This is a genomic window from Burkholderia paludis (assembly GCF_000732615.1).
Classification (GTDB): Bacteria; Pseudomonadota; Gammaproteobacteria; order Burkholderiales; family Burkholderiaceae; genus Burkholderia; species Burkholderia paludis.
Window position 1 is genome coordinate 13,825 of the sequence record NZ_JPGL01000042.1, and the last position, 20,550, is coordinate 34,374.

General features: G+C 66.9%; 19 protein-coding genes. 5 read left to right on the forward strand and 14 right to left on the reverse strand.

Features of this window, described 5'->3' with window-relative positions; genetic code table 11:
- Positions 1-8: 8 nt before the first annotated feature.
- The 3 genes from folP to GQ56_RS0123680 form a co-directional block, all read right to left on the reverse strand.
- A complete protein-coding gene (gene folP, locus GQ56_RS0123670; RefSeq protein ID WP_031400994.1) occupies positions 9-902 on the reverse strand; it encodes a dihydropteroate synthase in 894 nt (297 codons plus the stop codon).
- Positions 903-978: 76 nt separating this feature from the next.
- Entirely contained in the window at positions 979-2,877 is a 1,899-nt protein-coding gene (gene ftsH, locus GQ56_RS0123675; RefSeq protein ID WP_031400995.1) for an ATP-dependent zinc metalloprotease FtsH, read from the reverse strand.
- Positions 2,878-3,043: 166 nt separating this feature from the next.
- A complete protein-coding gene (locus tag GQ56_RS0123680) occupies positions 3,044-3,706 on the reverse strand; it encodes an RlmE family RNA methyltransferase (protein WP_031400996.1) in 663 nt (220 codons plus the stop codon).
- A 193-nt stretch (positions 3,707-3,899) separates the two neighbouring features.
- Here GQ56_RS0123680 and GQ56_RS0123685 point away from each other — a divergent pair, with 193 nt between their 5' ends.
- Positions 3,900-4,427 carry a YhbY family RNA-binding protein gene (locus tag GQ56_RS0123685; protein ID WP_031400997.1) on the forward strand — a complete coding sequence of 176 codons (528 nt, stop codon included), beginning with the start codon at positions 3,900-3,902 and terminating at the stop codon, positions 4,425-4,427.
- Positions 4,428-4,473: 46 nt separating this feature from the next.
- Here GQ56_RS0123685 and GQ56_RS0123690 read toward each other — a convergent pair whose 3' ends face one another.
- From GQ56_RS0123690 to gloB, 8 genes are all read right to left on the reverse strand, one after another.
- A complete protein-coding gene (locus GQ56_RS0123690) occupies positions 4,474-4,932 on the reverse strand; it encodes a DUF4149 domain-containing protein (RefSeq protein ID WP_031400998.1) in 459 nt (152 codons plus the stop codon).
- A gap of 14 nt (positions 4,933-4,946) precedes the next feature.
- Complete coding sequence (greA, locus tag GQ56_RS0123695) at positions 4,947-5,423, reverse strand: transcription elongation factor GreA (RefSeq protein ID WP_031400999.1); 477 nt, start codon at positions 5,421-5,423, stop codon at positions 4,947-4,949.
- Positions 5,424-5,541: 118 nt separating this feature from the next.
- Positions 5,542-8,796, reverse strand: a complete 3,255-nt coding sequence (gene carB, locus GQ56_RS0123700) for a carbamoyl-phosphate synthase large subunit (RefSeq protein ID WP_031401000.1) — start codon at positions 8,794-8,796, stop codon at positions 5,542-5,544.
- Positions 8,797-8,845: 49 nt separating this feature from the next.
- On the reverse strand, positions 8,846-9,505 hold the full coding sequence (gene leuE, locus GQ56_RS0123705; protein ID WP_031401001.1) for a leucine efflux protein LeuE: 660 nt from the start codon (positions 9,503-9,505) through the stop codon (positions 8,846-8,848).
- Between the two features lie 37 nt (positions 9,506-9,542).
- The gene (carA, locus tag GQ56_RS0123710; RefSeq protein WP_031401002.1) at positions 9,543-10,688 is read right to left on the reverse strand and encodes a glutamine-hydrolyzing carbamoyl-phosphate synthase small subunit; all 1,146 of its coding nucleotides are present in this window, start codon (positions 10,686-10,688) and stop codon (positions 9,543-9,545) included.
- A 365-nt stretch (positions 10,689-11,053) separates the two neighbouring features.
- A complete protein-coding gene (locus tag GQ56_RS0123720; protein ID WP_031401003.1) occupies positions 11,054-12,271 on the reverse strand; it encodes an MFS transporter in 1,218 nt (405 codons plus the stop codon).
- Positions 12,272-12,428: 157 nt separating this feature from the next.
- Positions 12,429-13,988 carry a transglycosylase SLT domain-containing protein gene (locus tag GQ56_RS0123725; protein ID WP_031401004.1) on the reverse strand — a complete coding sequence of 520 codons (1,560 nt, stop codon included), beginning with the start codon at positions 13,986-13,988 and terminating at the stop codon, positions 12,429-12,431.
- 151 nt (positions 13,989-14,139) lie between these two features.
- Complete coding sequence (gloB, locus tag GQ56_RS0123730) at positions 14,140-14,946, reverse strand: hydroxyacylglutathione hydrolase (RefSeq protein WP_031401005.1); 807 nt, start codon at positions 14,944-14,946, stop codon at positions 14,140-14,142.
- An 18-nt stretch (positions 14,947-14,964) separates the two neighbouring features.
- On the opposite strand from gloB, the gene GQ56_RS0123735 reads away from it, so the two are divergent.
- From GQ56_RS0123735 to dnaQ, 3 genes are read left to right on the forward strand one after another with little or no spacing between them, the layout of a single operon-like run.
- A complete protein-coding gene (locus GQ56_RS0123735; protein WP_031401006.1) occupies positions 14,965-15,777 on the forward strand; it encodes a class I SAM-dependent methyltransferase in 813 nt (270 codons plus the stop codon).
- A complete protein-coding gene (rnhA, locus tag GQ56_RS0123740) occupies positions 15,774-16,217 on the forward strand; it encodes a ribonuclease HI (RefSeq protein ID WP_031401007.1) in 444 nt (147 codons plus the stop codon). Before GQ56_RS0123735 ends, rnhA begins: the two co-directional genes overlap by 4 nt.
- A gap of 38 nt (positions 16,218-16,255) precedes the next feature.
- A complete protein-coding gene (gene dnaQ / locus GQ56_RS0123745) occupies positions 16,256-16,990 on the forward strand; it encodes a DNA polymerase III subunit epsilon (RefSeq protein ID WP_031401008.1) in 735 nt (244 codons plus the stop codon).
- Positions 16,991-17,017: 27 nt separating this feature from the next.
- Here dnaQ and GQ56_RS0123750 read toward each other — a convergent pair whose 3' ends face one another.
- Positions 17,018-17,350, reverse strand: a complete 333-nt coding sequence (locus GQ56_RS0123750) for a YnfA family protein (protein ID WP_011545077.1) — start codon at positions 17,348-17,350, stop codon at positions 17,018-17,020.
- A 526-nt stretch (positions 17,351-17,876) separates the two neighbouring features.
- Here GQ56_RS0123750 and proP point away from each other — a divergent pair.
- Entirely contained in the window at positions 17,877-19,364 is a 1,488-nt protein-coding gene (proP, locus tag GQ56_RS0123755; protein WP_031401009.1) for a glycine betaine/L-proline transporter ProP, read from the forward strand.
- Positions 19,365-19,474: 110 nt separating this feature from the next.
- Here the strand turns inward: proP and GQ56_RS0123760 are convergent, their stop codons facing one another.
- Positions 19,475-19,681 (reverse strand): hypothetical protein, encoded by a 207-nt coding sequence (locus tag GQ56_RS0123760; protein WP_031401010.1) that lies wholly within the window; start codon positions 19,679-19,681, stop codon positions 19,475-19,477.
- A 176-nt stretch (positions 19,682-19,857) separates the two neighbouring features.
- The gene (locus GQ56_RS0123765) at positions 19,858-20,487 is read right to left on the reverse strand and encodes a glutathione S-transferase family protein (protein ID WP_031401011.1); all 630 of its coding nucleotides are present in this window, start codon (positions 20,485-20,487) and stop codon (positions 19,858-19,860) included.
- Between the last annotated feature and the right edge of the window lie 63 nt (positions 20,488-20,550).

The window sequence follows — 20,550 nt, forward strand, 5'->3', positions numbered from 1 at the left end:
CTTCTGACTTATCGTTGCCGCGCGGCTTCGCGCACGGCATTCCAGATCTTCAGCGCGTCGACCGTCGCCGCGACATCGTGCACGCGCACGATCGCCGCCCCGCGCCCGACCGCGCACACTGCCGCCGCCACACTCGCCGCGACACGCTCCATAGGCGGCTTGCCGCCGATCACCGCGCCGAGCATCGACTTGCGCGACATGCCCGCGAGGATCGGATAGGCCCGCCCGTCGGGCCGCGCCGGCGCCGTGTCCGGCAACGCGGCCAGCAGCGCGTAGTTGTCGTCGACGACGGCCTTGCCGAACCCGAAGCCGGGATCGACGCAAATCCGCTCCGGCGCGATGCCTGCGTCGCGCAACGCCTGGGCGCGCGCGGCGAGAAAATCGCGCACGTCGGTCACGACGTCGTCGTAGTCGGGTTCGCCGACCTGCATCGTCTGCGGCTCGCCGAGCATGTGCATCGCGCACAGCCCGCAGCGGCCCTCGCGCACCGCGTCGATCGCGCCCGGCTGGCGAAACCCCCAGATGTCGTTGATCAGGTCCGCGCCGGCGGCGAGCGCCGCGCGCATCACGGCCGGCTTGTAGGTGTCGATCGACAGCGGCACGTTCAGCGGCCGCAGCGCCTCGACAAGCGGAATCACCCGCGCGAGTTCCTCGTCGAGCGGCACGGGCGGCGCACCGGGCCGCGTCGACTCACCGCCGATATCGAGGAGGTCGACGCCTTCGGCGATCATCCGCTCGGCCTGGCGCAGCGCGTCGTCGCGCGCCAGGAAGCGGCCGCCGTCGGAAAACGAATCGGGCGTGGCGTTGAGGATGCCCATCACGAGCGGGCGCTCGAACGTCAGTTCGAAACGGCCGCACTGGAGCGGCGCGGGAATGAGCGGGAAGACAGCGGAATCGGACACGAGGAACGGGCGTGGATGAATGCAAAACGGGCCGGTGTGAAGCCACACCAGCCCGTGAACGGCGCTGAAACGGAGATTACGCCGCCGGCGAGGCAGGCGCCGGTGCGTTGCCGGGCTTCACCTCGGCGCTGCTGCCGCCGCCCGACGAATCGCCGCCGACAGCCGGCGCGCTCTTCGGCGAGCGCGGCGGACGGCCGTCCATGATGTCGTTGATCTGATCGGCATCGATCGTCTCCCACTCCATCAGCGCGGCGGTCATCGCTTCGACCTTGTCGCGGTTCTCGTCGAGCAGGCGGCGTGCGAGGCTGTACTGCTCGTCGAGCACGCGGCGGATTTCCGCGTCGACCTTCTGCTGCGTCGCTTCCGAAATCGTGCGCGTGAAACCCCGGCCGAACGGCGACGCATCGTTCTCGTCGTCGACGTAGACCATCGGCCCGAGCGCATCGGTCATGCCGAAGCGTGCCACCATCGCGCGCGCCGTCTGGGTCGCCTTGTTGAAGTCGTCCGACGCGCCGGTGCTGACGAGGTTCATGAACAACTCTTCCGCCACCCGGCCACCGAACAGGATCGCGAGGCGGTCCATCAGGTAGTCCTTCGAGTACGTTTCGTTGTCATGCTCCGGCAACTGCCACGTGACACCCAGCGCACGGCCGCGCGGGATGATCGTGACCTTGTGCACCGGGTCGGCCTTCGGCAGCAGCTTCGCGATCACCGCGTGGCCCGACTCGTGGTAAGCGGTTGCGCGCTTCGCTTCCTCGCGGATCACGGCCGACTTGCGCTCCGGACCCATGAAGATCTTGTCCTTCGCGTCCTCGAAATCCTGCATCTCGACGATGCGCTTGCCGCGACGGGCGGCGAACAGCGCGGCCTCGTTCACGAGGTTCGCGAGATCGGCGCCGGAGAAACCCGGCGTGCCGCGCGCGATGACTGCCGCATCGACGTCGTTCGCGATCGGCACCTTGCGCAGGTGCACGCGCATGATCTGTTCGCGGCCGCGGATGTCCGGCAGGCCGACGTAGACCTGGCGGTCGAAACGGCCCGGACGCAGCAGCGCCTTGTCGAGCACGTCGGAACGGTTGGTCGCGGCGATCACGATCACGCCGGAGTTCGCCTCGAAGCCGTCCATCTCGACGAGCATCTGGTTCAGCGTCTGTTCGCGTTCGTCGTTGCCGCCGCCCATGCCGGCGCCGCGATGACGGCCGACCGCGTCGATTTCGTCGATGAACACGATGCAAGGCGCATGCTTCTTCGCCTGCTCGAACATGTCGCGCACGCGGGCCGCGCCGACGCCGACGAACATTTCGACGAAGTCGGAACCCGAGATGCTGAAGAACGGCACCTTCGCTTCACCCGCGATCGCGCGGGCCAGCAGCGTCTTGCCGGTACCCGGAGGGCCGACGAGCAGCACGCCGCGCGGAATGCGGCCGCCGAGCTTCTGGAATTTCTGCGGATCGCGCAGGAAGTCGACGAGCTCGGACACTTCTTCCTTCGCTTCGTCGCAGCCCGCGACGTCGGAGAAGTTCACCGCGTTGTTGTTCTCGTCGATCAGCCGCGCACGCGATTTGCCGAACGAGAACGCACCGCCTTTGCCGCCCCCCTGCATCTGCCGCATCATGTAGAACCAGAACACGATGATCAGGATCGTCGGCCCGAGGTAGTACAGCGCGGACATCAGCGCGTTCGGCTCGTCGTCGGCCTTGCCGCTGACCTGCACGCCGTACTTCATCAGATCGCCAACCATCCAGATGTCGCCGGGCGACACGATCTGGTATTTCTGGCCATCAGCCGGAGTGACGGTGAGGTTGCGCCCCTGAACGATGACGTTCTTGACCTTGCCGTTCTTGGCGTCGTCCATGAACTGCGAATAGGACACGCCTTCCTGGACGCGGGGCTTGTCGAACTGCTTGAACACGGTAAACAGCACCAGTGCGATCACCAGCCACACTGCTGCCTTCGAAAACATGTTGTTGTTCAAAGCACCACTCCTTCACTCGTAGACGAGCGCCTACATTTTCCTTGCGGCGCCCCTCGGTCATTCTAATCCAGTCCGACCACCCTCGCCATAAGCATTGACAACCGCCGCGATAGCGCTTCGCTTGTCTGGCAAGGGCCGGAGCCCGTTTGCGGCACCCCGCCGCGCATCAGCGCGGACGTTTCAGATGCCGACCCAAAATGAACGTTTCGGACGATTTGTCGCGGGACGCCTTCGGCTTGCGCGGCGCGACGATCTTAAACTGCTGTTTGAATTTCTCGACGATCTGGCTGTAGCCGCTGCCGTGAAAACACTTCACGAGCAGCGCACCTTCCGGCTTCAGATGGTTCTGCGCGAATTCGAGCGCCAGATCGCAGATGTGCTCGATGCGCGCCGCGTCCGCCATGGCCACGCCAGAGAGGTTGGGGGCCATGTCGGAAATAACAAGGTCCACCGCGCGACCTTCGAGCAAATCCTCGAGCTGATGGAGCACCTCGTCCTCGCGGAAGTCGCCCTGGAGAAAGTGGACATCGGCGATCGGCTCCATCGGCAGGATATCGAGCGCCACGATCGTGCCGTCGATGCCGCCTTCGCGTTCCGCGTCGCGCTTCCTGCCCTGCGCAAGCTTGTTGCGCGCATACTGGCTCCAGCTGCCCGGCGCCGAACCGAGATCGACGATCACCTGGCCCGGACGGATCAGCTTGTCCTGCTCGTCGATTTCCTTCAGCTTGTACGCGGCGCGCGCGCGATAGCCCTCCCGCTGCGCCATTTTGACGTACGGGTCGTTGATGTGGTCGTGCAGCCAGTGCTGGTTAAAGCGATTTTTTGCCATTCGAGAGAGAGATTGCTGCCATTTGCTTCGTGAAGCCGCGCTTTTAGCGGATAATACGCGTCTTCTTCGCGCGGCTGCGGCCCCTTTTCAGGCCCATGCCGCGATTTTACGTGGTTTCGGCGCACGGCTGACGCGGTAACGTTCCGCGATCGCTATTCAGTCAGCGCGCCCTTATTTAGATTTCGACATTTCCATGCCCGCCCTTTCGCTTACCCCCGCCGAGCGCTCCGCGCTGCGCTCCCAGGCCCATGCGCTCAAGCCCGTCGTGCTGATCGGCGCCGAAGGGCTGACCGACGCCGTGCTGAAGGAGATCAAGGTGCACCTGAACGCGCACCAGCTGATCAAGATCCGCGTGTTCGGCGACGAACGCGACGAACGCATCGCGATTTACGACGAGATCTGCGACCGCCTGAGCGCGGCGCCGATCCAGCACATCGGCAAGCTGCTGGTGATCTGGAAACCCGAAGCCGCCGCGGCGGCCCCGGCGCGCGGCCGTCGTGCCGGCACGCTGCCGAGCGCGGCCGAAGCCGCCGACGACCGGAAAGGCCGCGCACCGCGCACCGTCAAGGTCGTCAAGGTTTCGCCGAACGCGAGCCCCGTGCGCCGCCCGAAGCCGACGAAGGTCGTCGTGCGCGGCAACGAGCGCGTGACGGCCGGCGGCACCGTGAAGCGGGCCAAGAAGCGCCAGGCCAGCACGAAGCGTCCGTTCCAGGACAAGTAAGCCCTGCCCCGCGGGCCCGCCATCGGCCGGGCCTGCGCGGCACGCTTCAGGCGTCGCGGGTCGGCAAACGCCAGATCAGCATCAGCCCCAGCACGCTCTCGACGAGGTAGAACACGCTCGAGACGCCGTGCAGCATCCCGAAACGGCTCGCATACGGCGAGTTCGCGATGTCGGTGCCCGCGTCCATCGCGGCCACCCGCAGCGCGTTCATGAACGGTTGCAGCGCGAAATACCCGACCAGCACGCATACGATCATCGCCGCGACGACCCAGCGCACGCGGCGATACTCGTTGCTGCCGCGCCGCACCTGCTGGTTCGACAACGCGAGCAGCAGCACGCCGCACACGACACCGAGGATCGCCTCGATACGGAACAGCTGGGCGGCGACCGAACCGGCCGTCATCCGCTCCAGCGTCCTGAACAGCACGGGCGCGACCGCATACCCGATCGTCAGCAGGCTGCCGACCCACACGGCCGACAGCAGACGGAACACCCGATGCGGCATCACGTCGCCCCGCTTCAGATGTAGCTGACCGAGATGATTTCGTACTCGCGCACGCCGCTCGGCGCCTGCACGGCCGCGACGTCGCCTTCGGTCTTGCCGATCAGTGCGCGCGCGATCGGCGAGCTGACCGAGATCAGGCCGTGATCGATATCGGCTTCGTCGTCGCCGACGATCTGGTACTTGACGGTGTCGCCCGACTCGAGATCCTCGAGCTCGACCGTCGAGGCGAAGACCACGCGGCCTTCGGCGTCGAGCACGGCGGGATCGATGACCTGCGCGGCGGACAGCTTCGATTCGAGTTCCGCGATACGACCCTCAATGAAGCCCTGCTTTTCCTTCGCGGCATCGTATTCGGCGTTTTCGGACAGGTCGCCCTGTGCGCGGGCCTCCGCGATCGCGTTGATCACGGCCGGCCGCTCGACGGACTTGAGGCGCTGCAATTCATCGCGCAGGAGTCCTGCGCCACGCTTTGTCAACGGAATGGTGCTCATAAACGGCTCAATCGCTAAAAACGGCTATAAAAAAAATCACCGCGATTAAGCGCATTTCCGGCGAACCGGAAACGCCGCCTAATCGCGGCACGTGTTGCTTCTACAGGTAACTGACCGCTTAGTTTAGGCGAGCGTGAAGACCTTGTAAATCATAGACTTCCAGATCCTTCAGGTAGCGCAGGCCTTCGACCGCCGCGCGCGCGCCCGACATCGTCGTGTAGTACGTGACCTTGTGCGCCTGTGCGCTCATGCGGATCGAACGCGAATCGGCGATCGCCTGGCGCGTCTCGTCGACCGTCGTAAACACGAGGGCGATCTCGCCGCTCTTGATCATGTCGACAATGTGCGGACGGCCGTCCTTCACCTTGTTCACGACCTTCACCGGCACGCCGGCAGCCTCGATCGCGGCGGCCGTACCCTTGGTCGCGACGATCGGGTAGCCGAGGTCGTGCAGCATGCGCGCGACTTCGACCGCCTTCGGCTTGTCGGCGTCCATCACGGTCAGCAGCACCGTGCCCGACTCCGGCAGGCGCGAACCGGCCGCGAGCTGCGACTTGAACAGCGCTTCGCCGAACGTCTGGCCGACGCCCATCACTTCGCCGGTCGAGCGCATTTCAGGCCCGAGGACCGGATCGACGCTCGGGAACTTGACGAACGGGAACACGGCTTCCTTCACGCTGAAGTACGGCGGCTCGACTTCCTTCGTCACGCCCTGCTGCGCGAGCTTCTGGCCGACCATCGCGCGCGCCGCGATCTTCGCGAGCGGCAGGCTGGTTGCCTTCGACACGTACGGCACCGTGCGCGATGCGCGCGGGTTCACTTCGAGCACGTAGATGATGTCCTGCTTCGAACCGTCCGCCTGCGGCACCTGCTGGATCGCGAACTGCACGTTCATCAGGCCGACCACGTTCAGCGCCTTCGCCATCGCGCCCGTCTGGCGCTTCAGTTCGGCCACGGTTTCCTTCGACAGCGAGTACGGCGGCAGCGAGCACGCCGAGTCGCCCGAGTGGACGCCCGCCTGCTCGATGTGCTCCATCACGCCGCCGATGAACACGGCGTCGCCGTCGCAGATGCAGTCGACGTCGCACTCGATCGCGTCGTTCAGGAAGCGGTCGAGCAGCACCGGCGAATCGTTCGACACCTTCACGGCCTCGCGCATGTAGCGCTCAAGGTCGCGCGGCTCGTGGACGATTTCCATCGCGCGGCCGCCCAGCACGTACGACGGGCGCACGACCAGCGGATAGCCGATTTCCTCGGCCAGCTTGAGCGCTTCGTCTTCGGCGCGCGCGGTGCGGTTCGGCGGCTGGCGCAGGCCGAGGTCCTGCAGCAGCTTCTGGAAGCGCTCGCGGTCTTCGGCCGCGTCGATCATGTCCGGCGACGTGCCGACGATCGGCACACCGTGCGCCTCGAGGTCGAGCGCGAGCTTCAGCGGCGTCTGGCCGCCGTACTGGACGATCACGCCGACAGGCTTTTCCTTGTCGACGATCTCGAGCACGTCTTCGAGCGTCAGCGGCTCGAAGTACAGGCGGTCGGACGTATCGTAGTCGGTCGACACCGTTTCCGGGTTGCAGTTGACCATGATCGTTTCGTAACCGTCCTCGCGCATCGCGAGCGCCGCGTGCACGCAGCAGTAGTCGAACTCGATACCCTGGCCGATCCGGTTCGGGCCGCCGCCCAGCACCATGATCTTCTTGTTGGTGGTCGGCTGCGCCTCGCACTCTTCCTCGTAGGTCGAGTACATGTACGCGGTTTTCGTCGCGAATTCGGCCGCGCAGGTGTCGACACGCTTGTAGACCGGGCGCACGTTCAGTTCGACGCGACGCTTGCGGACGTCTTCCGGGCTCGCGCCGAGCAGCTTCGCGAGGCGGCGGTCGGAGAAACCGCTCTGCTTCAGGTAGCGCAGCTCGTCGAACGTCAGCGACGCGAGCGTGCGGCCCGAAAGCGCCTTTTCCTTCAGGATGATCTGTTCGATCTGTTCGAGGAACCACGGGTCGATCGCGGTTTCCGCGAAGATTTCCTCGGCCGTCATGCCGATGCGGAACGCATCGCCGACGTACCAGATGCGGTCCGGGCCCGGCTCGTGGATCTCGATCGCGATTTCGTCGCGGTTGGTCGACTTCTCGTCGAGACCGTCGACGCCGACTTCGAGGCCACGCAGCGCCTTCTGGAACGATTCCTGGAACGTGCGGCCGATCGCCATCACTTCACCGACCGACTTCATCTGCGTCGTCAGGCGCGAATCGGCTTCGCGGAATTTCTCGAACGCGAAGCGCGGAATCTTCGTGACGACGTAGTCGATCGTCGGCTCGAACGACGCCGGGGTCTGGCCGCCGGTGATTTCGTTCTTCAGCTCGTCGAGCGTGTAGCCGACCGCCAGCTTCGCGGCGACCTTCGCGATCGGGAAGCCCGTCGCCTTCGATGCGAGCGCCGACGAACGCGACACGCGCGGGTTCATCTCGATGACGACCATGCGGCCGTCCTTCGGGTTGATCGAGAACTGCACGTTCGAGCCGCCCGTGTCGACGCCGATCTCGCGCAGCACCGCAAGCGATGCGTTACGCAGGATCTGGTATTCCTTGTCGGTGAGCGTCTGCGCCGGGGCGACCGTGATCGAGTCGCCGGTGTGCACGCCCATCGGGTCGAGGTTCTCGATCGAGCAGACGATGATGCAGTTGTCGGCGCGGTCGCGCACGACTTCCATCTCGTACTCCTTCCAGCCGAGCAGCGATTCCTCGATCAGCAGCTCGCGCGTGGGCGAGAGGTCGAGACCGCGCTTGCAGATCTCCTCGAACTCCTCGCGGTTGTACGCGATGCCGCCGCCCGAGCCGCCGAGCGTGAACGACGGACGGATCACGATCGGGTAGCCGCTGCCGCCGGTGGCCGCCATGATCTCGCCGTGCACGCGGGTCGCGTCTTCCATCGAATGCGCGATGCCCGACTTCGCGGAACCGAGACCGATCTTGGTCATCGCGTCCTTGAACTTCTGGCGGTCTTCCGCCTTGTCGATCGCTTCCGGCGACGCGCCGATCAGCTCGACGCCGAACTTCTCGAGCACGCCGTGGTGGTGCAGGTCGAGCGCGCAGTTCAGCGCGGTCTGGCCGCCCATCGTCGGCAGGATCGCGTCCGGGCGCTCCTTCTCGATGATGCGCGCGACGACTTCCCACGTGATCGGCTCGATGTAGGTCACGTCGGCCGTGTTGGGGTCGGTCATGATCGTCGCCGGGTTGCTGTTGACGAGAACGACCTTGTAGCCCTCCTCACGCAACGCCTTGCAAGCCTGCGCGCCCGAATAGTCGAACTCGCACGCCTGGCCGATGATGATCGGGCCGGCGCCGATGATGAGGATGCTCTTGATGTCTGTGCGTTTTGGCATGGCTGGTGAATTCAATAAGTAATCGTTGTCGTGGGTCGGCCGGCGGCGCTCAGCTCAGGGTCGCGAGCGCCAGCTTCACCGAGAATCCGATGAACAGGCCGCCCACGCTGCTCGCCGCGCCTGCCGCAAGCTTGCGGCGGCGACGGAAATGCTCGGCGAGCCGCGCGCCCGCGAAGATCAGCGTGCTCAGGTACAGGAAGCTCGCGCATTGCGCGATCGCCCCGAGCACGACGAACGACAGCGCGGGATGCGGGAATGCCGGGTCGACGAACTGGATGAAGAACGAGATGAAGAACAGGATCGCCTTCGGGTTCAGCAGGCTCACGATCAGCGCCTTGCGGAACGGCCGCTCCGCATCGACCGAACGCGGCGCGTCGGCCGGCGCATGGGCCGGCGCGCGCAGCTTCTGCCACGCGCTGCGCAGCATGCCGGTGCCGATGTAGAGCAGATACGCGGCGCCGCCGTACTTGACGACGGAGAACAGCAACGGGTTCGCCTTCAGCAGCGACGCGACGCCCGCGGCGGACAGCACCATCAGCACGGTGTCGCCGAGGAACACGCCGCAGGCCGCGCGGTAGCCGGCCTTCACGCCGCGCTGCGCCGCGAGCGACAGCACGTACATCGAGTTCGGCCCCGGCAGCAGGATGATGAAGATCACGCCGAACACGTAGGTCCAGATATCCGTGATGCCGAGTGCGTGGCCGAACATGATGCGAATCTCCCGTTCTTCGGTTGCGTCGGTGACGTCAGGCGTTGTGCTGCTTCGCCGCGTCCATCAGCGCGGTGAAACGGTCGAACAGATAGCCGATGTCGTGCGGGCCGGGCGACGCTTCCGGGTGACCCTGGAAGCAGAACGCCGGCTTGTCGGTGAGCTCGAAGCCCTGCAGCGTGCCGTCGAACAGCGACACGTGCGTCACGCGCGCGTTGGCCGGCAGCGAGTCGGCGTCGACCGCGAAGCCGTGGTTCTGCGACGTGATCACGACACGGCCGTCGCCGAGATCCTTCACCGGGTGGTTCGCGCCGTGGTGGCCGGTCTTCATCTTCAGCGTCTTCGCGCCGACCGCGAGGCCCATGATCTGGTGGCCCAGGCAGATGCCGAAGGTCGGCACGCCGCGCGCGATGAATTCCTTTGCGGCGGCGATCGCGTAGTCGCACGGCTCCGGATCGCCGGGGCCGTTCGACAGGAAGATGCCGTCCGGATTCAGCGCGAGCGCATCGGCCGCGCTCGCCTGCGCGGGCAGGACCGTCACGTGGCAGCCGCGCTCCGCGAGCATGCGCAGGATGTTGTACTTGACGCCGAAATCGTACGCGACGACGCGATACTTCGGCGCTTCCTGCATGCCGTAGCCGCTGCCGAGGCGCCATTCGGTCTGCTTCCACTCGAACGGCTTGTCGGTCGACACGACCTTCGCGAGATCCATGCCGGCAAGACCGGGGAACGAGCGCGCGAGCTCGATCGCCTTCTCCGCGTCGTCCGAGCCCGTCAGGATGCAGCCGTTCTGCGCGCCCTTGTCGCGCAGGATCCGGGTCAGCTTGCGGGTGTCGATACCGGCGATCGCGACGACGCCTTCGTCGCGCAGGTAATCGCCAAGCGTGCGGTCCATGCGGAAGTTCGACGCGAGCGAGGGCAGATCACGGATGATCAGGCCGGCGGCATGGACTTTCGTGGCTTCGACGTCCTCGGCGTTGACGCCGACGTTGCCGATATGCGGATAGGTGAGCGTGACGATCTGGCGCGAGTAGCTCGGATCGGTCAGGATTTCCTGATAGCCGGTGATCGCGGTATTGAACACGACTTCGCCGATCGTGTGGCCTTCGGCCCCGATCGAATAACCACGAAAGACCGTGCCGTCGGCGAGTGCAAGCAAGGCGGGAGTAAAAGACGGCAACACGGGAGGCTCCTTGGGGAACACCCTGCTGCCGACCTGTTTACCCTGCCGCGCGAGCGCCGCGCTGCGTGAGCGCGCGTGGTCGCTAGCTGGACGCGGCTTGCGCTGCGAGCCGCGAACCCGGCGCGTGGCGCACGAGGCTTCGCGGCATCGCCCGGCAGGCGGCGTGCGGCGGATGAACGGGATGAATGAGGTAGGCGCTAGGGTGCGAGGTTGATCAGCACAAACTTTCAAATTATAGCCTGAAAACGGCCCTATCTTCAATCGATATGGCGCGTCCGATCATGCACGCGCGGCGCCCGCCGGCGCGGCGCGACGTGCTGCGGCCCCGTTTCCGCGGCCGCCCTACCCGTCAGCGTACCGCCTGATCAGTGTGCTTGGCCAGCGCCGCGCGCGGGCCATACGTACCAGACCGCGCTCGCGAGCTGCAGCGCGAGCAGCACGCCCCACGCGGTGAAATGCGCGACGGCCGGATAACGGCCGTCGACCGCCGGCCAGTGCGACAGCACCGCGCCGACGCCGATCTGGAATGCAAAGATCAGCAGGAAGATCACGAGCGTGAGCGTCGTGTTCGCCCGGCCGATCAGATGGGCGGGAAAGTGCCCCGCCATCACCGCGTAGGTCAGGATGCCGACGCCGCCGAACATCCCGTAGGCCGCCCACAGCACCGCCGGCGGCAGCGGCGCGCGCGCGACGATCGCGGCCTGGGTCGCGACGAACAGCGCCATGCCCACCCCGCAGAACGCGTAGACGGATACGCCGCGCCGCTCGAGCACGCGCGCCGCCGCGCCGAAACCGACGCAGCCGGCCATCATCGCGAAACCGAGCACCGACACGAGGCGCGCGGCATGCGGCGCATCGAACCCGGCGACGTCGCGCAGGTACGGCCCGACCCACAGCGACTGCATCGCGTAGAACACGCCCTGCGTGACGACCGAGAACGACGCGATCTTCCAGAACGCACGGCTGCTCAGGATGTGCCACGTCCCCTTGAACTGACTGACGAGCCCGCCCTGGTGGCGCGCCTGCGCCGCTTCGGGCGCCCCGAGGCCGATCGAGGCCGCGACGGCCACCGTCAGCACCGCGAGACCGAAACAGATATCGCGCCAGCTCGTCCAGCCGAGCAGCCAGGTCAGCGGCGAGCCGACCACGACGCCGCCAAGGCCGCCCACGGCCATCACGAGACCGTTGACGAGCGGCAGCCGGCCGACCGGGAAGTGCTGCGCGAGCGCCTTGAACGCCGCGCCGAGACAGACCGACACGCCCACGCCGATCAGCAGCCGGCCGGCCATCATCGTGCCGAGGCTGTGCGCGGCGCCGAACACGGCCGCACCGGCTGCCGCGAACAGCAGCATGCCGGCCGTCACGCGGCGCGGGCCGAAATGGTCGAGCATCACGCCGGCCGGGATCTGCGCACCCGCGAAGCCGAGGAAATACAGACTCGTGAGCAGGCCGAGATCGGCGGCGGACAGCCCGAGTTCGTGCGTGACGAACGGCGCGAAGCCCAGATTGACGCCGCGAAACACGTACGACACGAAATACCCGACCGAAAACAGCGCGAGCACCCTCACCTGCACCGACGACATCGCTTCCCCTCGTTATGTGAAGATTTCCGGCGCGGCGCCCGCGCGCCGCGCACAAACGAAAACGCCGTCACCTCGGTGACGGCGTTTCGTCGCATTTGATCGGATGATAACGCAATCGCGCGAACCGGGCCGGCCGCGCGACGCGTGCGCGACCGCGTTACTTCTTCTTGCCCTTGTGCTCCGCCTTCGCGGGCGCCGCCTTCGACGACTTGGCAGCCGGCTTGGCCGCGGCGCGCTTCGCGCCGTGCGCGGACTTGCCGCCCACCGCCAGGCTCGCGCGCTCGATGTGCGCGCCGCCGACCGACGTCGCGATCCGTTCGGGCCCCGGCTCGGCCGGCACCGCGCGGCCGACCGGCACGTGCAGCACGAGCGCCTGGCCCGGCATCGCGAGATCCCGGTGCGTGCGATTCCAGGCCTTGAGCTGGCCGACCGACACCCCGTAGCGGCCGGCGATCGCCGCCATCGACTGCTTGCGGCGCACGCGGATCAGCATCTTGCGCGTGTCGGGCACGTCGGGTTCCATCGCGAGTACGCCGTTTTCGGCGACATCGGCGCTGATGTCCTCGTCGTCGTCGCCGCCGCGCGGCACGACGATCGTCGAGCCCGGCTTCAGGCGCATGCCGGCCGGAATCTTGTTGACCGCCATCAGCGTATCGGCGTCCACGCCGATCTTCTCGGCGATCGCGGCCGGCCGCGCGCGCTCGCTGACCGTATAGGTGGTCCAGGACGAAAGCTGGCCGTTGTAGGCCTTCAGGTTCTTCTCGAACGCCGACGCGTTGTCGAACGGCAGCAGGATCTGCGGCTCGGTCGCACCGAGGATCACCGGCTTCGAGAACGACGGGTTCAGCGAGCGGAATTCGTCGAGCGACAGGTTCGCGAGCTTCGCGGCGATCTCCACGTCGATGTCGCGCGACGTCGTGACCGTCACGAAATACGGGTGGTTCGGGATGTCCGGCAGCGTCAGGCCGTACTGCTGCGGGCTCGCGATGATGTTCTTCACCGCCTGCAGCTTCGGCACGTAGTTGCGCGTCTCGTTCGGCATCCGCAGGCTCTGGTAGTCGGTCGGCAGACCGGCCGCCTGGTTGCGCGCGATCGCGCGCTGCACGTTGCCCTCGCCCCAGTTGTACGCGGCCAGCGCCAGGTACCAGTCGCCGAACATGTCATGCAGGCGCGACAGGTAGTCGAGCGCGGCGCTCGTCGACGCGAGCACGTCGCGGCGCTCGTCCTGCCACATGTTGCGCTTCAGGTTGTACGTGCGGCCCGTGCCGGGCATGAACTGCCACATGCCGGCCGCCTTCGCGACCGACAGCGCCTGCGGGTTGTACGCGGACTCGATGAACGGCAGCAGCGCAAGCTCGGTCGGCATGTGCCGCGCCTCGAGCTCCTCGACGATGTGATACAGGTACTTCTGCGAACGCTCGGTCATGCGCTGCACGTAATCGGGCCGCTGCGTGTACCAGGTCGTCTGCATGTCGACCAGGTCGCTCTGCAGGTCGGGCATCTGGAAGCCGCGACGAATGCGCCCCCAGAGATCGGAGTCCGCGCTGGTCAGGTCGCCGACGGATTGCTTGTCGACGTCGACGGTTTCCTTGGCAGTGGCTGATTTACGGAGGTAGCTGGACGTCGCCTGCGAATCGGCGGCGTTGTTGGCGACAGGCGGCTGGCTCGCACAGGCGGCGAGCAGCAGAACCACCATCGCACTCAATATAAGTCGCATGAAAATCTCGGCTTCCGACGGCTGGAAATTGCAGGCGATACTACGGAAGTGCGTGCTTCACGTCAATAAAAACACCGAAAACTCAGCGAAATCCTACATTTGGAGCAATTTTTACAGACACCGCTTGAGCTTTGGAGTCCTCCGGAAATGATCACCGGAACCGGTTTTTCCACTCTCGCATCAGCGTGAACGCCGCCAGTCGATCCGGCACTGTTTCGTGCAGTTCGGCTTCAAGCGTCGCGCGGATCGCATCGCTGTCCGCCCGCATGAACGGGTTAACGGCGCGTTCGTGCGCGATCGTAGTGGGCAGCGTCGGCACGCCGCGCGCGCGCAGCGCCTGTGCGTCGTCGCGCCACGCGGCGAGCGCCGCGTTGCCGGGCTCGCATGCGAGCGCGAAGCGGATGTTCGACAGCGTGTATTCGTGGGCGCAGTGCACGCGCGTGTCGCCGGGCAGCGCCGCGAGCGCGTCGAGCGACGCGAGCATCTGCGCGGGCGTGCCTTCGAACAGGCGGCCGCAGCCGCACGAGAACAAGGTGTCGCCGCAGAACACGTGCGGCACCGCAGCGCCCTGCCCGGCCGCCTGGAAGTAGGCGATGTGGCCGCGCGTATGGCCGGGCACGTCGAGCACGTCGAACGCGACGGCCGGCGCGTCGAGCACCACGCGCGCGCCGCCGGACAGCGGCCGCGTGACCACGCCGATCGCCTCGGCCGCCGGGCCGTAAACGGCGAGCGGAACATCGGCCGGTTGGCTATCGCGCAGTGCCGCGACACCGCCGACGTGGTCGGCATGGTGGTGCGTGAGTAAAATAGCGGTCAACCGCCAGCCTCGTTCGGCAAGAACCCGGCGCACGGGCGCGGCTTCACCCGGATCGACGGCGATCGCATCGCGGCCGTCCGAGACGAGCCAGATATAGTTGTCTTCGAATGCCGGCACCGGCACGTATTCCAGCTCGTTCATGGGCGCGCAATCATCGTTATGTCTGACCGACAAATTATAGACTGGCCCGCCTGGACCGACTCGCCGCCCGGCCGCTACGTGCTGGGCTGGGAGCAGGCGCAGCTCGACCGGATCGTGTCCGACGTCTTCGGGTTCCACGCGCTGCAGCTCGGCCTGCCGCAGCTCGACGCGCTGCGCGAGAACCGCATGCCGTATCGCGGCCTCGTGCTCGATCCGGCGAGCGGCGCGAGCGCGCCGTACCAGTATCCGTGGGCGCGCGAGGCGCACACGCCCGAGCACGCGCCCGACGGGCGCAGCACGACCTGGTGCGACCTGCTCGACCTGCCGTTCGAGTCGCAGAGCGTCGACCTGATCGTGATGCCGCATACGCTCGAATTCACGTCCGACCCGCACCGCCTGCTGCGCGAGGCCGAACGCGTGCTGATGCCGGAAGGCCAGCTCGTCATCACCGGCTTCAATTCGCTGAGCCTGTGGGGCATGCGGCAATCGTTCGGGCGCATGGCGAACCATCCGTTCGTGCCGGCCGCGCGCGACCAGATCGCGTTCATCCGGCTCAAGGACTGGATCAAGCTGCTCGGCTTCGACCTCGAACGCGGCCGTTTCGGCTGCTACCGGCCGCCGCTCGCCACCGACAAGTGGCTGGCCCGCTACGGCTTCATGGAAGCCGCCGGCGACCGCTGGTGGCCGATCTTCGGCGCCGTCTACATGGTGACGGCCGTCAAGCGCGTGCGCGGCATGCGCCTTGTCGGCCAGATCAGGATGAAGAAGCCCGTGCTCGCGCCGGGCCTGACGCCGGCGGCCTCCCCGACCACCCATCAAGAACACTCATGACCACCGATACCATCGACATCTATACCGACGGCGCCTGCAAGGGCAACCCCGGCCCCGGCGGCTGGGGCGCACTGATGCGCTACGGCGACCGCGAAAAGGAACTGTTCGGCGGCGAGCCCAACACGACCAACAACCGCATGGAGCTGATGGGCGTGATCGCCGCGCTCGAGGCGCTGAAGCGGCCGTGCCAGGTGATCGTGCACACCGACTCGCAATACGTGCAGAAAGGCATCAGCGAGTGGATCCACGGCTGGAAGAAGAAAGGCTGGATCACCGCGGCGAAGACGCCCGTGAAGAACGCCGACCTGTGGAAGCGGCTCGACGCGCTCGTCGCGCAGCACGAGGTCGAGTGGCGCTGGGTCAAGGGCCACGCGGGCCATCCCGAAAACGAGCGCGCCGACGCGCTCGCGAATCGCGGCGTCGAATCGCTCACGGCCTGAGCACCGGCCGCTCCCCTGTTTTCCTTGTTTTTCCCGACATGCGCCAGATCATTCTCGATACCGAAACCACCGGCCTGAACGCCCGCACGGGCGACCGCCTCATCGAAATCGGCTGCGTCGAGCTGCTGAACCGGCGGCTCACCGGCAACAACCTGCATTTCTACGTGAACCCCGAGCGCGACAGCGATCCGGGCGCGCTGGCGGTGCACGGCCTCACGACCGAATTCCTCAGCGACAAGCCGAAGTTCGCGGAAGTCGCTAACCAGATTCGCGATTTCGTGCAGGACGCCGAGCTGATCATCCACAACGCGCCGTTCGACCTCGGGTTCCTCGACGCCGAATTCTCGCGGCTCGGCCTGCCGCCGTTCACCGAGCATTGCGGCGGCGTGATCGACACGCTGGTGCAGGCCAAGCAGATGTTCCCCGGCAAGCGCAACTCGCTCGACGCGCTGTGCGACCGCTTCGGCATCAGCAACGCGCACCGTACGCTGCACGGCGCGCTGCTCGACTCGGAACTGCTCGCCGAGGTGTATCTCGCGATGACGCGCGGCCAGGACAGCCTCGTGATCGACATGCTCGACGACGCGGGCGCCGACGGCGGCGCGGGCAACGGCCAGCGCGTGTCGCTCGCCGCGCTCGACCTGGCCGTGGTGACCGCGAGCGACGACGAACTTGCCGCGCACCACGCGCAACTCGACGAGCTCGACAAATCGGTCAAGGGCACCTGCGTATGGCGCAAGCCCGCCGACGCGGGCGCCGCCGAGCCGGCCTGACGCACCCGGCCCGCGCCGCAGTCGCGCTCACGCGCGCGGCTGCAGCGCGATGACCGCCATCCCGCCGAGCGCGAGCACCGCGCCGGCCACGTCCCAGCGGGTCAGCGCGACGCCGTCGACCACCCGCAGCCAGATCAGCGCAACGGCGATATACACGCCGCCGTACGCCGCGTAGGTGCGCCCCGCCGCGCTCGGGTGCAGCGTCAGCAGCCACGCGAACAGCGCGAGCGACAGCGCGGCCGGCACCAGCAGCCAGGCCGGGCGCCCGGCTTTCAGCACGAGCCACGGCAGGTAGCAGCCGACGATTTCGGCCAGCGCGGTGGCGGCAAACAGCGCCGCGATCCTCATCAGTTCGGTCATCCGGTTCCTCGCGAATTCACCCCCGCCAACGGGGTTGCGCGGGCTCGCCGCGCGCCGCCGATCATACCCGAGCGGCCCCCGCCGGACGGGCGTCTCCCGGCAATTTGCACGATCATCCGTCATCGTGCTATCATGTCGCCTGTTTCAACATTCAATCTCTGTCTATTCGATTTCGAGAGAAGTCCGTCCGCGTGTTGCGGGCCGGCCCTTCGACCGAAATTGCATCCACAGGAAAGCCCGCCCGACAGGCCCGCTTTTCTCGTTTCGCTGCCCCTCCGGGGTGCTCGCCGGAACGCCGGACATCGTCCGCGCCGGCATCTGCCGCCTGCATCACGCGGCCCATTCTTCATGAGCGCACTGTCGCGACGGCCCGCCGGGCCCGCGTCGAAGCAGTCCCTTCAGGCTCTTTACCGCCCGTTGTGCAGTAAGTGCTTAATGGTTTGCCCCGACGCGCCGCACACGACACCACGCTCGCCGGCAAACCGTGTCGGACGGCCCGCCCGTTCCGGCGCAGTCAAAGGAGTGCATGACCTTGACCGCAACACACGTCAGCCCGACCGCTGCTGCTCCCTCCGCCTCGCCGTCCGGCGAGGCCCCACTCGCCGCCGACGACATCACCGTCGTCGACCAGAGCCTCCTCAAGCGCGCCGTCAGCGCGATGGCCATCGGCAATGCGATGGAATGGTTCGACTTCGGCGTCTACAGCTACATCGCCGTCACGCTCGGCAAGGTGTTCTTCCCGTCCAGCAGCCCGTCCGCGCAATTGCTCGCGACCTTCGGCACGTTCGCGGCCGCGTTCCTCGTGCGCCCGCTCGGCGGCATGGTGTTCGGCCCGCTCGGCGATCGCATCGGCCGCCAGCGCGTGCTCGCCGCCACGATGATCATGATGGCCGTCGGCACCTTCGCGATCGGCCTGATTCCCAGCTACGCGTCCATCGGCATCATGGCGCCCGTGCTGCTGCTCGTCGCGCGTCTCGTGCAGGGTTTCTCGACCGGCGGCGAATACGGCGGCGCAGCCACCTTCATCGCCGAATTCTCGACCGACAAGCGGCGCGGCTTCATGGGCAGCTTCCTCGAGTTCGGTACGCTGATCGGCTACGTGCTGGGGGCCGGCGTCGTCGCGCTGCTCACCGCGTCGCTGTCGCAGGAAGCGCTGCTGTCGTGGGGCTGGCGCGTGCCGTTCCTGATCGCCGGCCCGCTCGGCCTGATCGGCCTCTACATCCGGATGAAGCTCGAGGAAACGCCCGCGTTCAAGCGCCAGGCCGAAGCGCGCGAAGCGCAGGACAAGGCCGTGCCGAAGGCGCGCTTCCGCGACACGCTGATGCGCAACTGGCGCGCGCTGCTGCTGTGCGTCGGCCTCGTGCTGATCTTCAACGTGACCGACTACATGGTGCTGTCGTACCTGCCGAGCTTCATGTCGTCGACACTGCACTTCGACGAATCGCACAGCCTCGTGCTCGTGCTGATCGTGATGGTGCTGATGATGCCGATGACGCTCGCCGCGGGCCGCCTGTCCGACAAGGTCGGCCGCAAGCCCGTGATGCTCGCCGGCTGTATCGGCCTGCTCGCGCTGTCGATTCCGTCGATGACGCTGATCCATGCGGGCACCACGGCCTCGGTGTTCGGCGGCCTGCTGATCCTCGGCGTGCTGCTGTCGTGCTTTACCGGCGTGATGCCGTCGGCGCTGCCGGCGCTGTTCCCGACCGAGATCCGCTACGGCGCGCTCGCGATCGGCTTCAACGTGTCGGTGTCGCTGTTCGGCGGCACGACGCCGCTCGTGACCGCGTGGCTCGTCGACTTGACCCACAACCTGATGATGCCCGCGTACTACATGATGGGCGCGGCCGTGATCGGCATCGTGTCGGTGCTCGCGCTCGCCGAAACCGCGCGCCAGCCGCTCAAGGGCTCGCCGCCGGCCGTCGCGACGCGCCGCGAAGCCCACCAGTTGGCGCGCCAGATGCGCGAGGACGACGATGCGCAGCCGTATGGCGTCGTATCGACCGCGCGCGCCTGAGCGTCGACCATGAAAAAGGCCCCGGCCGAAGCCGGGGCCCGATCGAACCCGATCCGCCCGACCGGCTCGCGCCGGCCGGGCTTTTTTTCAGCGATCCGCCTCAAGCGCGCTCATGCCTGCGCCTCGCAGTGACGGCAGAAGATCAGTGCGCGCGAGCGCGACACCGCCGCCTGTGCGCCTCGGGTCGCGACGATCAGTCCGATCTGGCCGAGATTGAAGTCGCGCTCGACCATCAGTTGCGTCAGCGCGGCAAGCGGCAACACGACGGACGGGTGGTACAGGCTCGATTCGATCAGGGCTTTCATGTTCGGCTCCATCAGGCAACGCGTGATTCGATGGAGTGAATTCTAGGGATCGGCCGGCCCCGGATAAACCGCGCGAATGCGAAGTCACTTGTCAGCGTTCGCGAACAATCGGCAGCGGTTTGCCCGCCCGGGCCCGGCGCGCGCCGGATCTCGGCCCGCGGCGGTCGATCGCCCCGCGCGAACCGGCCTCAGACCAGCGGCGTCCCGACGAACGCCGGCAGCGCTTCCGCCCGGGCCGAATGCGCGGCCAGCGCCGGATAGCGGGCCGGATCGATCCGCGCGAGCGCCGGGTAATCGGCCGCCATGAACTGCGTGAAGCGCCACGCCACCGCGACCGTCACGTCGGATTGCAGCGGACGCGCGCCGCCCAGCCAGCCGTTCGCCGCCGCCACGAGCGGCTCCAGTGCGCCGTACGCCCCTTCGAGCTGGCCCATCACGCGCTCGAGCCACGGCGCGTGCTGCTTGTCGGCCGGGCGCAGCGCCTGCTCGTAGATGACCTGCACGGTCTTCTCGGCCGCCGCCAGCGCAAAACCGACCGGCACGAGCGCCCGCAGCCGCGCCTCCGCGGCGTCGGGCAGCAGGCGCCGCTCCGGCTCAACCAGGTGATCGAGATAGTCGACGATCAGCGACGAATCGAGCAGCGTCGTGCCGTCGCCGGTCACGAGCGTCGGCGCCTTGACGACCGGGTTGAGCGCCTTGAACTGCTCGAAATGACGGAATACCGAAACCGGCTCGTGTTCGAACGGCAGGTCGAGCAGCTTCGCCGAAATGGCGACACGTCGCACGAATGGGGAATCCAGCATGCCGATCAGCTTCATCGCAAACGCTCCGCTCGAGGGGAATGGGACCGACGACTGTAGCAGCGTTGCACCGCGCCGCCT

Bases quoted from the DNA above. Each gene is read 5' to 3' on its own strand.
- greA (WP_031400999.1), bottom strand. From the start codon at position 5,423: ATGAGCACCATTCCGTTGACAAAGCGTGGCGCAGGACTCCTGCGCGAT.
- GQ56_RS0123725 (WP_031401004.1), bottom strand. From the start codon at position 13,988: ATGCGACTTATATTGAGTGCGATGGTGGTTCTGCTGCTCGCCGCCTGT.
- gloB (WP_031401005.1), bottom strand. From the start codon at position 14,946: ATGAACGAGCTGGAATACGTGCCGGTGCCGGCATTCGAAGACAACTAT.
- GQ56_RS0123765 (WP_031401011.1), bottom strand. From the start codon at position 20,487: ATGAAGCTGATCGGCATGCTGGATTCCCCATTCGTGCGACGTGTCGCC.
- GQ56_RS0123735 (WP_031401006.1), top strand. From the start codon at position 14,965: ATGTCTGACCGACAAATTATAGACTGGCCCGCCTGGACCGACTCGCCG.
- leuE (WP_031401001.1), bottom strand. From the start codon at position 9,505: ATGTTCGGCCACGCACTCGGCATCACGGATATCTGGACCTACGTGTTC.
- GQ56_RS0123690 (WP_031400998.1), bottom strand. From the start codon at position 4,932: ATGCCGCATCGGGTGTTCCGTCTGCTGTCGGCCGTGTGGGTCGGCAGC.
- GQ56_RS0123685 (WP_031400997.1), top strand. From the start codon at position 3,900: ATGCCCGCCCTTTCGCTTACCCCCGCCGAGCGCTCCGCGCTGCGCTCC.
- GQ56_RS0123680 (WP_031400996.1), bottom strand. From the start codon at position 3,706: ATGGCAAAAAATCGCTTTAACCAGCACTGGCTGCACGACCACATCAAC.
- GQ56_RS0123750 (WP_011545077.1), bottom strand. From the start codon at position 17,350: ATGACCGAACTGATGAGGATCGCGGCGCTGTTTGCCGCCACCGCGCTG.
- GQ56_RS0123720 (WP_031401003.1), bottom strand. From the start codon at position 12,271: ATGTCGTCGGTGCAGGTGAGGGTGCTCGCGCTGTTTTCGGTCGGGTAT.
- rnhA (WP_031401007.1), top strand. From the start codon at position 15,774: ATGACCACCGATACCATCGACATCTATACCGACGGCGCCTGCAAGGGC.
- dnaQ (WP_031401008.1), top strand. From the start codon at position 16,256: ATGCGCCAGATCATTCTCGATACCGAAACCACCGGCCTGAACGCCCGC.
- GQ56_RS0123760 (WP_031401010.1), bottom strand. From the start codon at position 19,681: ATGGAGCCGAACATGAAAGCCCTGATCGAATCGAGCCTGTACCACCCG.
- carB (WP_031401000.1), bottom strand. From the start codon at position 8,796: ATGCCAAAACGCACAGACATCAAGAGCATCCTCATCATCGGCGCCGGC.
- proP (WP_031401009.1), top strand. From the start codon at position 17,877: ATGACCTTGACCGCAACACACGTCAGCCCGACCGCTGCTGCTCCCTCC.